The organism is Psychrobacter sp. Sarcosine-3u-12 (genome assembly GCF_002836005.1).
Classification (GTDB): domain Bacteria; phylum Pseudomonadota; class Gammaproteobacteria; order Pseudomonadales; family Moraxellaceae; genus Psychrobacter; species Psychrobacter okhotskensis.
This window is the reverse complement of record NZ_PJBY01000110.1, coordinates 257,034-271,675: the sequence shown is the minus strand read 5'-3', so window position 1 is coordinate 271,675 and position 14,642 is coordinate 257,034. Positions and strand designations below refer to the sequence as shown.

The window sequence follows — 14,642 nt, the reverse complement described above, 5'->3', positions numbered from 1 at the left end:
CTATGCCTCCTTATCATTAGAAAACGTAGAATGGCTCTCAATCCATTCTAGAACCTCAGAGTTTCGCCAGGCCACTACGGTTGGAGACAGTCTTATGCTGGCAGGAAACCTACCATCACGACTCCACTGGTGTAAAGTCGTTCTCGAAAATGGTAAAAAAGGAAGGATAGTTTTTGCTCGTGACATGCCCTGGATCGGTAGCGTACTAATTGACTCATTTTTTAGTGACGCGTTACAGTCATTATCGTTATATTGATCGGTCATTTTATTTCTCCATGTGTACTGCAGCGACATGCTGCGGTACGTATGGAATATAGTAAAATAAGATAAGAATGTCATCGCAATTTGCGATCACTAAATCGCAAGTTGCTAATGTTAGCGTTTATAACGCTCATTTGCATCAGCAAAAATGTCTTCAATATTTCTTTGACCAAGTTTCGGAATATTTTCATCTACAATATGTTGAATTAAACCAGATTGAGTTGGCTTACCTGTGCTTTTAGGGCTTTCACTTTTAAAATGATATGCAGAGATATCAGGATTTAGTAACAAATCTTTAAGAACTAATATTAATGAGTAGGCACTATCTTTGACATCATTTTTTGTCTGTTGAGACTGAGATTTATCAAGTTTTTTTCTAAGTATTTCTATTTCTTTGTTTTTTTGACTAATTATTCTGTTTGTATCAGATAAACTATTTCTCAATTTTGGAAGTTCATGACTACTTTCAATAACTGTTATAATGTACTGTAAGTCATTTTTTAAGAATATAAGTTCATAATCATCTTTATTAATAGGCGATAAGGTATAACCTAAAATATTTTTGATTTCATCATTATTGAGATCTTTATCACCAAAATCAGCCTCAATTTTTTCAGGTATAAACATTTTGGGTCCTAGACTGACCTCTAAATTGCCTCCTAGATATGTGACACTTAAAGGTAGCAATCTGAAGACCCCTTCAACTAGTATAGATACTCCGAGATTCTTTGTAGCTCGCTTAGCATTTAAACTGAATAAAAGTTTTTCAATAAAGCGCTTTGTGTTTCTCAGACTTGTACTTGAATCATAGTCATGAGGGTGGATTGTTTCTCCAATTTCCAGGTTGCACATTTGAGTGCTGATAGTGTGATATAAGCTATCTGTGATTTCTTTTATACTTTTTTCTGGAACATCTTCTGCCTCTGTTACAATATCGACTGGACCGCTATAGCTTATATATGGTGTTAGACGATCAGTGTGGATCAAACGTACAATACTTTCGTCTTTACTATATGAGCGGTCTTCTGTTTTGAGAAGTAATTCCCTTACTTCGTCTAAAGTATAAAATAACTCTTTATTATAATTCATATTTTTACCTGTATTTGTCATTTTAAAGACCTGAGGTTTTGTTGGGCATACAAACATTACACCCCTTATTTTAAAGAGCTTACATAATCCGCCCATTCATCCATCATCTTTTGACGGTAATCTAAATGCTGAGCGCCGTTATAGGCTTTACTAATTTTATTTTCTTGCTCATGGGCAAGTTGTAACTCAATGGCTTCATGCATAAAGCCTTGTTCATGAAGTATAGTGCTCGCCAGTCCTCGGAATCCATGTCCCGTCATTTTATATTTATAGCCCATTTGATATAAAGCGTTAATAAAAGCATTTTGGCTGTAAGGTTTGCGAGTTGAAGGGTTGTAGAATACATACTGCTCTGAAAAATTCAGCTCTTTAATTTGTTTTAATATATCTATGACCTGTGGTGCAAGAGGCACAATGTGAGGTCTATCCATCTTCATTTTGTCTGCAGGTATACGCCAAATTTTATCGTTCCAAGCTATCTCTGACCATTCCATGAACCTAAGCTCATTGGTACGTACGAATGTGTAGCATAGAAACCATAAGCCTAATTTGACTGTGATATGCCCAGTGTAGTCATTGATATCTTGTAAGAGTTTTGGCAACTCTTTCGAAGTAATGCGACTATGATTTTTAGTTTTATGCGGTTTAATGGCCGCTGATAAATCTGCTGCTGGGTTTGAGGTAGCCACACCTATACGAATAGCATGCTTAAATATCTGTCCTACTTCTGCCATTATGCGGCGAGCCATTTCATTAGCGCCGCGTGCCTCGATACTTTTACCAATCGTCAAAATATCAGGCGATGTAATGTCGTCGATTAGTTTATGACCGATAACTGGTTTAACGTCACGTGTGTAAGCTGAATAGTTGCGACTAAATGTACTTGGCGCTAAAAAGGTTTTACGGTCTGCATACCAAGTCTGTGCAATACTATCAAAAAGCCTCGAGCCATCTTGCTCAGCGCGCTTTTCTTTTTTCTTGTCTTTTGGGTTAATACCTTCACTAATAAGCTGCTTTATTTCTAGGTTACGCTGTCGTGCTTGTTGTAATGTGATTATTGGGTATTTACCTAAAGTGAGTGACTGCTGTTTACCTTGCCAGCGATAAGCGCTGACCCAAACCTTATTACCTGTATGTCTTACCCACAGCTGTAGACCATCACCGTCACTGTGCTTATCAGGCCGGCTGGGGGTGCATTTTTCGCTTGGAGCTAATTTATTGATAATAGTATGAGTTAATGGCATGTTGGTATATCTCCGTGTTGGTATAATCTATACCAACAAATATACCAATATTCTATATAGTTCGCCATATACCTATATATTCCGAAACTTCTAAAATCCCCATAAAAAAAGGCTTGCCGCATCGCTGCGAACAAGCCTGATTTAAAATATGGTGGGCCCAGTAGGACTTGAACCTACGACCAAAGGATTATGAGTCCTTGTTTTTACAACAACAATACACAATGGATGGCGATAAGTAGATATAAGTATTGGCTGGAAGCCTATTGTATTAAGGGGTTAGGTTGAAAAATAAATATACCTATCAACAAGTAGATATGCCTATCAATAAATTTAGAGTATCAAAATAGTATCAAAGAATTAATGGCTTAAATAGTTAAAGATTCTATCAGTCATAGAATCTATCTTTCTAGGTTTAACAATAAAGGACAAGTCTTTCATTCAAAGTAGTAAAAAAGTCAGCCACTCATTAGGATTTTTTCTCTATAGTTTAAGTTAAAGCTAGTCTACACTTAACCGCCCAGTTTAAAGAGCAAATGGTTAGCGTGATGATTGAAGCAAGTGGCGGTTATTATTCCTCCTAGTCAGCAATTAAACTATAGATCCAAAGGCAGGATGCATAACGTCTGTAACTTTAGAATTGTGTCATAAAAATCACATACACAAAGCCTTTTCTTTTTTTTGCTAAAACGGAGCTCAACCACTAATTTAAATAATAATTTATCGAGGGTCACGGGTATGAATTCCTAACTGTCTAGTAGTTGCACTAAAGTTACCATTTTTGTCTACAATTTTTTTAACCGATTCTGCTTTGGATCTTATGCTATAGCTTTTCTTTTTCTTAGTAAACCTCTTGCAAAAGTCATAGTTCAAGTTCGAAATTTACCATACCTGCGAACAGTTTCATTCTTAAGCCATAATGCTTGCGACGATTACGATAACGTTGAGCCACAATTTTGAATAGCTTAATCAGACCTATTTTATGCTCAACCAGAATACGACATTTTGCTAAGTACTAATTGGCCTGTTTGCAAAGCGATAATAACTCACCATCTTTTGGTTTCTTAAAAGTGATAAAGGTTTGGTTATGTAGCTTGGCTATGCCTTGGTAACCACTATCTGCTAAGTAGCTGGTATTCTTAGGTAGCCAATCAGGACAAGTTTGTTTGTAAAGATTAAAATCATGTACTGAGCCACTACAGGTTTGCACATCAAGTATAAGACCCGTTTGCCAATGTATGATGATCTGCGCTTTCAAAGTGTGTTGTTTCTTTTTTCCGCTGTAGTACTCGCTTTGGTTTTTTTTGGACGCTCAATGGGTGTTTCAGTGGCATCCATGATGACTGCTGACCAATTAATATCCTCAGGCTTACCGTGTGGTAGTTTTCGTGGCAAGTCAAATCTTCCTGAGTGGATAAGAACGTTTTCTACTTTTCTGACAATTCGACTGGCAGAGGACTCATGGATATTAAAGTCCATACCAATATGATAAAGGGTTCGATACTCTCGCCAATAGGTCAGTGCCAGCAATATTTGAGCTTCTAAACTAAGCTCACTTGGACGGCCTGATTTGGTCTTAGATACTTCATGCTCTTGCATGGCGTCTAGCATTTGCTCAAAAGTGGCTTTGTGTATTCCGGTGTAGTGTTTAAAGCCTGCATCATTTTGGTTAAGTAGTTTGGCTATGTTCGGCATATTTATTGAATGATTAGGGTTTAGTTATAGTCTTTGAGTCTTGTAGCTACTTTTGCAAGAGGTCTAGTCTTGGTGAACCTCTCATCGAGTCTTTAGTTTACCAAGTTTACTTATACGGTTTATTAAGCATCGCTCATTGGTTATCACGTAGGGCATGTCGTCTTGTCATTATGGTCGTTCTCATAGGTTTGCATATGATCTAATAAGGTTAGCTTGTTCTAAGATGATTTTACTATTTGATGACACGACCTAATATTAACGGATGAGGTTTTTACGATGAGTTCGAAAAATAGTCTAGTGAGCGTTTGTTAAATACAACTATAGTATTTAGATTTTAAACCCCCAGTGCAGTATTCTTTAATAGAATATAGTTCTAATTACCTGCCAATTTATACATCTAACTAGATTTTATACTTCACAAATACATATAAACAGTATATATTGTTAATAAATATCGCTATGCAGTATTTTATTGTCATTAATTACTAATATGTTTTATTTAAGGGTAACAGTATTTTACTTAATAATACTATTAAAAGGACAGCATCATGGAAGAGCCAATCATTATTTGTGAAACGTTAGAAAATGGCGTTAGTGTGATAACACTTAATCGCCCTAATGTTCGTAATGCCTTAAACGCTGAACTGCGCGAACAAATGGCAGAGATTTTTATCAAATTAAACGATGACCCAAAGACTAGAGCTATCGTGCTGACAGGTGGTGATCAGGTGTTCGCAGCTGGTGCTGATATCAATGATTTCTTGACCGCAAAAACAGTTGATATGTATGTCCGTCATAGCGAACGCTATTGGGACGCCATCACCAATTGCCGTAAGCCGATTATCGCGGCCGTAAATGGCTATGCGCTTGGCGGCGGCTGTGAGCTTGCGATGCATGCCGACATCATTGTCGCTGGCAAGTCTGCCAAGTTTGGGCAACCAGAGATTAAAATAGGTCTGATGCCGGGAGCAGGGGGCACGCAGAGACTGTTTCGCACCATTGGTAAACACAAAGCCATGAAGCTGGTTTTGACAGGCGACATGATAAGCGCTGATGAGGCGGATCAAATGGGACTGGTCTCTGAAGTCGTTGAAGATGAGGCAACTATCAAACGTGCCATCGAGATTGCTGAACAATTAGCAGGTTACTCGCCTATTGCCTTGACCCAAATCAAAGAAGTCGCCAATCTTGGAATAGACATGCCGCTACAAGCCGCCTTAGCTCTAGAGCGTAAAGCCTTTCAGATTTTGTTTGATACTGAGGATCAAAAAGAAGGCGCAAAAGCTTTTTTAGAAAAACGCACTGCTGAATATAAAGGGCAGTAATACGGGAAGTATTAAAGGCGACAGTACATAGGTATAAGCTCATCCTCTAAACTAAAAAACCGAGATAGCTTGTACAAGATCACCGTCAATGGAATGCAAAGGATTATTATGACTGTTAAATCATTGGCCATTATTGGCACAGGTATCATGGGCATGGGTATTGCCCAAATCGCAGCGCAAGCTGGCATTCAAGTGCTCTTGTTTGATGCCAAAGCAGGCGCTGCTGAGCAAGGCCGTCAATCACTTGAAACCACCCTCAAAAAACTAACGGCCAAAGGTAAATTTACCGATGAGCAGCTGCACTCTATCTTGGCAAATCTGACAGTAATTAATGAGTTGCCGCTAATTGCCGAGGCAGATCTAGTCATTGAAGCGATTATCGAAAATTTAGAGATCAAACAACAGCTTTTTGGCCAGCTAGAAAGCATCGTCGCTGCTGATACGATTTTGGCAACCAACACTTCTTCTTTATCAGTGACAGCGATTGCCTCTGATTGTGAGCACCCAGAACGAGTAATAGGATTTCATTTTTTCAATCCAGTAGCACTGATGAAAATTGTTGAGGTTATTCCTGGAATTTCCACCCAATCTTCAGCGGTAGACGTGTTGATGGCTTTAGCCAAACGCATGGGACATTTGGGAGTAGTAGCAAAAGACACTCCCGGGTTTATTGTCAATCATGGTGGCAGAGCTTATGGCACTGAAGCCTTAAAAATATTAGGTGAAGGGGTCACCAATTTTGAGGAAATCGATCGTATTTTACGTGACGGTGTTGGTTTTCGGATGGGGCCGTTTGAGCTGCTTGATCTTACGGGTATCGATGTCTCGCATCCAGTCATGGAGTCGGTTTATAACCAGTTTTATCATGAACCACGCTATCGTCCACATCCCTTAACCCGTCAAATGCTGGTTGGGAAAAAGCTTGGTCGTAAAGTTGGCGAAGGCTTTTATCACTACACAGACAATAAAAAACAAGACGGTCAAAAAGAGACATCAAATACGAATCAACAACCACCTTATAAGACAGATTCCGATACCTCAAACATTTCAGTTTGGATTGGCGCGGATTTAGCAGAAGATAAAAAACAGCTGGTCGATTATCTGAACGCTAGCGACATCACTATTGACGATAACGACACGCCACAACCAGACAGTTTGGTATTACTTGCCATCTATGGCGAGGATACCACTAATGCTGCTATTCGCTATCAGGTCAATTCTAAGCAAGCCGTCGCCATTGATATGCTGACTGACTTATCCAAGCATCGCACTTTGATGCCAAGTATCGTCACCCAAGATAACTTTGTGGCCCAAGCTTATGCTTTATTTGGTAGAAATAATAAGCTCGGTAAAAGCTCGGATGAAGGCTCAAATGCTGCTGTCGATGCCACGTTAATTACCGAAAGCACGGGCTTTGTGGCGCAGCGCGTCGTGGCGATGGTGATTAATTTAGGCTGTGATATTGCGATGCAAGGCATTGCGTCTCCTGAAGATATCGATAATGCCGTCAAGCTTGGCTTGGGTTATCCGTATGGCCCTATCTCTTGGGGGAATGAGCTTGGTGCTAAGCGCATTTTACTAATTCTAGAGCGCATTTATGGGTTAACCGGTGATCCGCGTTATCGCCCAAGCCCATGGTTGCAACGCCGCGCCAAGCTGGATATCTCGCTATTTACTCAGCAGAGCAAGTATTCAGGCTAATGATTTACTAATGACTTAGCACGCCCAAGTACAGCTACTAAACCCTATATTTTAATAAAACAAACTCTGAGAACACAACAAGGAACAGTTATGTTAGATGCTTATATTTATGATGGCTTAAGAAGCCCTTTTGGTCGCCATGGAGGCGCACTAGCCACCGTACGTCCTGATGACATGATTGCGACAGTAATGAAAGCTTTGGTCGAAAAGCACCAATTACCGAACGATATCTTTGACGAAGTGCTGATCGGTAATACCAATCAAGCGGGCGAGGACTCACGCAACATCGCCCGTAATGCCGCATTGCTAGCAGGGTTGGATGTCACAACGCCCGGTCAAACCGTCAATCGTCTGTGTGCCTCAGGATTATCTTCAATCATTGATGCCGCTCGTAGCATTACTTGTAATGAGGGGGAGATATTTCTAGCAGGTGGCGTTGAGTCAATGACCCGCGCGCCCTTTGTTTTTGCTAAAACCGAGCAGCCCTTTAGTCGTGAGTTTAAAGTATTTGATTCCACGATGGGCAGCCGGTTCCCCAATCCTCTTTTAACTAAAGAGTTTGGCAGCGATAGCATGCCGCAAACGGGTGACAATGTCGCTCGCAAATACGGTATTACTCGCGAACAGTCTGATAAGTTTGCAGCCGATTCGCAAGCTAAGTATCAAGTAGCCAAACAAGCGGGATTCTTTGACGATGAAATAACGCCAATTATGGTATCGCAAGGTAAAAAATTACCAGAAAAGACGATATTGGATGATGAGCATCCTCGTGCCAGCTCCACGGTCGAAGCGCTACAAAAACTTAAACCTTTGAATGAAAATGGGGTAGTCACGGCAGGTAATGCGTCTGGTATCAACGATGGCGCAGCGGCTCTCATTATAGGCTCAAAGCAAGCAGAAGCAAAATTAGGCTTTAAACCTATTGCCAAGATTCTGTCCTCTGGTGCCATGGGTGTTGAGCCAAATATTATGGGCGTAGGCCCTGTTGAGGCTATTAAGCTGGCATTGAAACGTGCCAATCTGACTCTTGATGATATGTCCATTATTGAAATTAATGAAGCCTTTGCCTCGCAAGTACTCGGCTGTTTAAAAGGTTTGGATATTGACTTTGATGATAAGCGTGTCAACCCCAATGGCGGGGCGATCGCCGTTGGACATCCGCTTGGTGCATCAGGCGCAAGACTGGCGCTGAGCACGGCGCGCGAGCTACAGCGTACGGGCGAAAAATACGCGGTGGTCAGTTTATGCATTGGTATTGGGCAAGGGCTTGCCATGGTGATAGAGCGAGTGTAAACCAATAAATATAAACCAGAAAAGACGCCCCTTCTATTGAGAAAATTATTTGGCTCGATGATACGCAGTATGGTGAAGACCAATATAGTAAAGACAATATAAAACCCAAGCAAGCTAGTATGCCAGATTATGTCGAAGGTGAGTATGAAGCCATGCTAGTGGCATCATCTTGCCAGTATTTTAAACCAGTGACTCACCCCGATACCTTATGGATCGGTGTTCGAGTTAAGAAAATTGGCAATGCCAGTCTGATTCATGAATATACCTATTATAGTACGGTGCTAAATACCATTGTGGCTAAGGGTGAGTCTGTGCTGGTGTACCTTGATAAAGCGAGTGGACAGAAAAAAAATATCGATGACTCAAAGAAAGCGGCGATTACCGCTTTTGAGAGTGTTAATTAAAATAGGCTGCATGGGTTTTATACAAGGAGATGGCACTAGTATTTATGGTATTAAAAGCACGGTAGCAATAGAGATTTAAACAAATTTAAATGGATTTTAAAACAACACAAGGAATGTGTAGGTTATGCTTTATATCAAAAAGTTGTCTTTTGGTTTGGCTGTTCTTGGGGCATGCGTACAGGCACAAGCGATAGATCTTGTCACTAATGGAGATACCACTTTAAGCATCGGTGGTTATGTTAAAGCAGAAGGCATATTTTATTCTCCCGATGAAGGGGAGTCTGAGTTCAAAGGAAGTGGACGACAATCTCGGATTAATGTTAAAACCACGAAGAATGTAGAGGATAAAAAGCTAACGGGTTTTATTGAAGGCGACTTTTATGGTAATGCCGCAAATGGTGGTTCAGACTTGCGGCTCCGCCATGCTTATGTTCAGGTCGATGATTTGACCGTCGGTAAGACGTGGAATGGACAGTTTTTGGCGGTCTACCCACTTTTAACTGAACAGCTTGACTTCCGGGGAACAGGTTTTGGTACTATCTCTGGTAGTGGCGCTTATATTCGCCCAGATTTGACTGTGCATTACGTTCATAAGGGGTTCCGTTTTACCGCTCAAGAACCTGTTGATGAAGAAGCTAACCTGCCTGATATGGTAGTTAGCTACAAGAATAATATATCTGATCTTAGCTATAATGTGGCGGTCACTGCTCGTGAGGCCAAAAATGGAGACGATTCGGATGTAGGCGTAGGGGTTTCTTTGGCTGGTAAACTAAAGCTGGGCAACGATTCACTACATGGCAGCGTATACAACGGCAAAGGTATGGGCGTCTATTCCACCGTATGTGTCGGAAAGATCGCTGGGATGACTGGTGATTTAGATTGTGATGCGGAAGACGGTAACCTTATCTCGCAAACGGGTTATACGGTAGGATATAGACACAAGTTCACAAAAAAACTGATGAGCAATCTGCGTTATGGTGAGATTAAAGTAGATGATGCTGCAGATACTTCCGTGAATGTAAAAAGTATCAATCTTATCTATGAGTATTTACCAGATCTAGATATTGGTATTGAATTTAGAGATCGAAGTGATAAGAACTTTTTAGGAGAAAAAAAGGGTCAGCAAGTCGAAATCATGGCTAAATATGAATTTTAAGTTGAATATAGGTTCAGAGTTGAATGTTGCGTTATTTTAGATTTATGTAACATTTAAAACCCCGAAATGGAAACTTTTACCTAGAAAGAACCTATGATTCGACACGCCCTTCAAGCTATAAAACATATCGCTTGAAGGGCTTTTCTTTGCTCTTAGCCTTTGCAATAACTTTTACACCGTAAATCAAATTTGACATTCTACGTTCTATAAAATTAGAAACTTTGACTTCTAACACATTATGTAATCTAATGAATGCTACTCACTAATATATTATATATTATGAAAATAATTAATCCAAAAGTAACTTAAAAGCTTATTCTATCAAGCAAAGATAACTTGGTTATCCATAATGATGCTAGAAAGGCTCTAAATTCTTGGTATAAATTAGATCAAAAATGTCGGACATTAATACGTACGCTCTAGATGATTATTATCGTCAGCCAATACGTTTGGTATATGTGTCGCCATTTGAGTTTAAGCCGATGTATTATGATAATATTAATCGGTTAGGCCTGATGGCCTAACTTAAATAAACAGTCTCAGGCATAGTCAGGGCGGTTCAAAATGGCAGTTACACAGAACTTGGGACGCTCTCCTATGACAAGACCTTCATATGGATATTGTACTCATTGATGCCACAGAGCATCCCAAAAAAAGCATACAAGAAGAGAGCCTAGGTGCAATAAAAGCCTGCGAGATTATAGGGCTTATCGTGCTAATAACCAAGCCAAAACAAGACAAGACTTCTATTATCATTGCTGATGTTTGTGATTGGGTTATAGACAAGCTTAAAGATGGCCGGAGTCCTGAACAGATAGTAGGTTTTCATAGCAGTAGCAGTAGCAGCAGCCTCTATCGTTATAGATAAAAAGATAAGAGATAAGAGATAAAGCGGTATATTATGGAAAAGCTTAAGACGCAAAGCCAAACCTTACCGCACACATCTAATTGCTGAAATCCGTAGTAGTAACAATGACAGAGTCTCAATCTATGAGCGTTCTTGTGTGGTAGCAGGCAGGTTACGTATTGGTGACGGGGAAGCGGATAAGATGATCGGATAGCATCATCACAAGCAAGGCATCGTGATCAGTTATATTGAAACTGACAATCCACAGCAAAATGTTTATGTTGAACGCTACAATAGAACGATGAGGTATGATTTGTTAAACCAAGAGTTGTTTACTGATTTAGATCAAGTCCGTTAACAAGTAGAGAACTGGTTGTATCACTATAACAATGAGCGCCTGAACATGGGTAACGGTGTCTTTGCGCCGATACAAAAACTGAACCACGCAGCTTAATTCTACTTATTAGGTGTCTTATGGTTGGGAAAATTACCGTATTACTAGATGACTCAGTTTAGCTAAAAGGTACTAAGATTAAACAGAGTATGAGCAGAAAAGGCAATTGCTTGGATAATGCACTGATAGAGAGCTTCTTTAGTACGCTTAAGTGTGAGACTATTTATATAGGTAAAGTTAAGACCATTGAAGAGTTAGAGCAACAGATTTATGAGTATATTAATTACTATAATCATGAATGTATTTAGCTAAAATTAAAAGGACTGAGCCCTATACAATACAGAACTCAGTCCTTAGCTCAAACTTAACCGCCCAATATTTAGTAGTCAGTTCAAAATTGAGGCTTTTTAAAGCTTAGCATCAAATTATGATTTTTGCGGATCGAATTGTTTTTCTTTAATGAACAGTGCTGGAATTACACCACAGATAAAGTACGCACCGCCCATCACTACAAAGCCTAAGCCAATTGAGCCACCACTTGCAAGGTAACCGATCACCGCAGGCGCAGTTGCTGCACCTATACGTCCGATATTGTAAGCACCACCCATAGCTGTACCACGAATGAGTGTTGGGAAGCTTTCGGCCATATATGTAGCATTTACGCCGTAAGGAACACCGTATAAGAACCCAAACGTCACCAGTAAATAAAGAATATTGGCAGGCGAGTTATAGAATACAATTATGGGTAAAAATATAGCTGTACCAATCGCACCAAAAGCATAGGTCAAACGACGTCCTACTTTATCGGCCATGTAACCAGCTAGAATTTTACCAAAAATCATTGCGGCATAGGTGCCGACCATGTACGCAGTCATTTCTTTGAATTTTAAACCCAACTCACTTTCTAAATAAGTTGGCATCCAGTTGCTTACGCCATAGTAACCAAATTGGAGAAAACCTGCGGTCAATGCCCAAAGAATGAACATATTACGGTTGCGTTTATCTTGAAAAATAATTTTCCATGTCGATGGCGTATTGACCTCTTTAGCCACACTTGCTTTTTTCAAGCGGTTTTCTTGCCATGACGCTGGCTCTGGAACTAAAAAATGCATTAAAATAGCAATCAAAATAGGAATTGCAGCCACATAAAACAGCACACGCCAACCATGATCGGGGATCAGCCAACCTGCCAATAACGTGGCCACGATATAACCCACCGTCCAGCCTGCTTGCAGCGTACCGAGAACGGTAGTACGATATTTGGTTGGTACGTATTCTGCCATTAACGTATTGGAGGCAATATATAGCGAACCCAAACCTAGTGAAGCAAAGAAACGTAATGTAGCAAACTCAACGTATGATCGGGTAAAGCCAAGACCACAGGTTAAAACTGAAAACAATAAAATGGAGAGAACTACTACGCGCACGCGACCAAATCGGTCACAAGCCCAGCCGCCAAAAATACCACCAACGGCCATACCTACTAAAGTAAAGCTGCCCAACATACCTGCTTCAACTGGCGTCAGTCCAAATTCAGCTATTAGACTGCTTAAGCTATAAGATAAAAGCATTAAATCTGCACCGTCGACCAATAAGGCCAAGAAGGCAAAAATAAAAGCGATTTTCCAAGTATTTGGACCTATTTTGGATAAAGTGTTCTTCATAATCATAATCCATTATTTAAAAAAGGCTTAACCGAATAAGGTGGGCTAAGCCAAAAAATTTACTGAGCCACTTCACGAATATTTTTCTAGGTGTTTGGACCTATTTTGGATAAAGTGCTCTTAGTAATCATAATCCATTATTTAAAAAGTGCTTAACCGAATCAAGCCAAAAAAAATTTATTGAGCCACTTCACGAATCATATTTCGTGCGATAATTACTTGTTGAATTTGGGTGGTACCTTCATATAAGCGGAATAAACGCACATCACGGTAAAAACGTTCAATCGCATATTCACTGATATAACCAGCACCGCCATGAATCTGAACACAACGATCGGCAACACGGCCACACATTTCGGTGGCAAACATTTTCGCGCAAGATGCTTCAGTACTAACTTCTTGACCTAAGTCACGTAAGCGTGCAGCATCAATCACCATGCATTTCGCAGCATAAATTTCAGCTTTTGAGTCGGCAAGCATACCTTGAATTAACTGAAACTGAGCAATCGCTTGACCAAATTGTTTGCGTTCAACAGCATATTGCAGCGCATCGTCTAACATTCGGGTGGCTGCACCGACACTGATAGCCGCAATATGAATACGACCTTTATCTAAAACCTTCATTGCGGTTTTAAAGCCCACGCCTTCAACCCCACCAATTAACGCAGAAGCTGGAATACGGCAATTTTCAAAAATGACGTCACAGGTATGAGCGCCTTGCTGGCCCATTTTTTTATCACGTTTACCCAGCGATATGCCTGCAGTTTGACTGTCGACGATAAAGGCAGAGATGGCGGCTGACCCCTTAAGTTGAGGATTGGTTCGCGCCATGACCGTAAATACCCCGGCATGCGGTGCATTGGTAATGTAACGCTTAGTACCATTTAAAATATAGTCATCACCGTCTTTTAGCGCGGTGGTTTTTAAAGAGGCAGCATCGGATCCGGAATCGGGTTCGGTCAAACAAAAGGCGCCAATAATTTCACCACTGGCTAAACGCGGCAGGAAGTGCTGTTTTTGTGCTTCAGTGCCATCAATAATTAAGCCTGATGCACCAATCCCGTTATTAGTGCCAATCAGCGAACGAAAGGCCGGTGAAGTGCGACCTAACTCAAATGCCACGTAAACTTCTTCTTCCATGCTAAGGCCAAGACCTTCATATTGTTCAGGAATGGTTAAGCCGAATAGACCTAACGTTTTCATTTGCTCAACGATTGCAGCAGGAATCTCATCTGTTTGTGCAACTAGATCTTCATTGGGAATAAACACTTCTTCAACAAACTTACGAATCATATCGATCAATGAGTCTAGGGTTTCCTTATCGCGAATCATAAATTATCCTTAATATAAAGTAGAATATTGAAAAAGCAGTAGACTACGAGTATAAAATAATCACTATTGGAACAATCATAAATAGATTTAATTGATAAAACAATACCTTTTAATAATTAATATCGCAATGCGGTATATATTTTTATTTAGATCGAGGTTGATCAACTCTCTTAATTGGCTATAAGTCAATCCCATTATATATTTAAGGTTAAAAAACTAATATTGATTTTTATAAAAATA

General features: G+C 40.1%; 13 protein-coding genes and 2 pseudogenes. 8 read left to right on the top strand and 7 right to left on the bottom strand.

Translation table 11 applies throughout. The annotated features are described in order from the left end of the window. From CXF65_RS14630 to CXF65_RS14605, 5 genes are all read right to left on the bottom strand, one after another. The gene (locus tag CXF65_RS14630; protein ID WP_227502338.1) at positions 1–186 is read right to left on the bottom strand and encodes a helix-turn-helix transcriptional regulator; all 186 of its coding nucleotides are present in this window, start codon (positions 184–186) and stop codon (positions 1–3) included. A gap of 189 nt (positions 187–375) precedes the next feature. Then, complete coding sequence (locus CXF65_RS14625) at positions 376–1,371, bottom strand: hypothetical protein (RefSeq protein WP_143007416.1); 996 nt, start codon at positions 1,369–1,371, stop codon at positions 376–378. Between the two features lie 44 nt (positions 1,372–1,415). Then, positions 1,416–2,594 (bottom strand): tyrosine-type recombinase/integrase, encoded by a 1,179-nt coding sequence (locus CXF65_RS14620; RefSeq protein ID WP_025650692.1) that lies wholly within the window; start codon positions 2,592–2,594, stop codon positions 1,416–1,418. Positions 2,595–3,606: 1,012 nt separating this feature from the next. Then, complete coding sequence (locus CXF65_RS14610) at positions 3,607–3,849, bottom strand: transposase (RefSeq protein ID WP_101212832.1); 243 nt, start codon at positions 3,847–3,849, stop codon at positions 3,607–3,609. Next, complete coding sequence (locus CXF65_RS14605; protein ID WP_101212830.1) at positions 3,846–4,286, bottom strand: transposase family protein; 441 nt, start codon at positions 4,284–4,286, stop codon at positions 3,846–3,848. Before CXF65_RS14605 ends, CXF65_RS14610 begins: the two co-directional genes overlap by 4 nt. Before the next feature lie 548 nt (positions 4,287–4,834). On the opposite strand from CXF65_RS14605, the gene CXF65_RS14600 reads away from it, so the two are divergent. From CXF65_RS14600 to CXF65_RS14565, 8 genes and pseudogenes are all read left to right on the top strand, one after another. Next, positions 4,835–5,611, top strand: a complete 777-nt coding sequence (locus tag CXF65_RS14600) for an enoyl-CoA hydratase (RefSeq protein ID WP_101212828.1) — start codon at positions 4,835–4,837, stop codon at positions 5,609–5,611. 102 nt (positions 5,612–5,713) lie between these two features. After that, a complete protein-coding gene (locus tag CXF65_RS14595) occupies positions 5,714–7,312 on the top strand; it encodes a 3-hydroxyacyl-CoA dehydrogenase (protein ID WP_101212888.1) in 1,599 nt (532 codons plus the stop codon). A gap of 90 nt (positions 7,313–7,402) precedes the next feature. Continuing rightward, positions 7,403–8,605, top strand: coding sequence for a 3-oxoadipyl-CoA thiolase (locus CXF65_RS14590; RefSeq protein ID WP_101212826.1), 1,203 nt, complete (start codon positions 7,403–7,405; stop codon positions 8,603–8,605). A 119-nt stretch (positions 8,606–8,724) separates the two neighbouring features. Next, complete coding sequence (locus CXF65_RS14585) at positions 8,725–9,009, top strand: acyl-CoA thioesterase (protein ID WP_227523287.1); 285 nt, start codon at positions 8,725–8,727, stop codon at positions 9,007–9,009. Between the two features lie 124 nt (positions 9,010–9,133). Next, entirely contained in the window at positions 9,134–10,165 is a 1,032-nt protein-coding gene (locus tag CXF65_RS14580; RefSeq protein WP_101212824.1) for a hypothetical protein, read from the top strand. A 613-nt stretch (positions 10,166–10,778) separates the two neighbouring features. Further along, positions 10,779–11,033, top strand: coding sequence for a hypothetical protein (locus CXF65_RS14575; RefSeq protein ID WP_101212822.1), 255 nt, complete (start codon positions 10,779–10,781; stop codon positions 11,031–11,033). 205 nt (positions 11,034–11,238) lie between these two features. Continuing rightward, a pseudogene (locus CXF65_RS14570) lies at positions 11,239–11,466 on the top strand (integrase core domain-containing protein); the annotation flags it as partial. A gap of 62 nt (positions 11,467–11,528) precedes the next feature. Next, a pseudogene (locus CXF65_RS14565) lies at positions 11,529–11,714 on the top strand (integrase core domain-containing protein); the annotation flags it as partial. 117 nt (positions 11,715–11,831) lie between these two features. On the opposite strand, the gene CXF65_RS14560 reads toward CXF65_RS14565, so the two are convergent. Continuing rightward, positions 11,832–13,076, bottom strand: a complete 1,245-nt coding sequence (locus CXF65_RS14560; RefSeq protein WP_198552023.1) for an MFS transporter — start codon at positions 13,074–13,076, stop codon at positions 11,832–11,834. 171 nt (positions 13,077–13,247) lie between these two features. Then, a complete protein-coding gene (locus CXF65_RS14555) occupies positions 13,248–14,402 on the bottom strand; it encodes an acyl-CoA dehydrogenase family protein (protein WP_101212816.1) in 1,155 nt (384 codons plus the stop codon). Positions 14,403–14,642 lie beyond the last annotated feature (240 nt).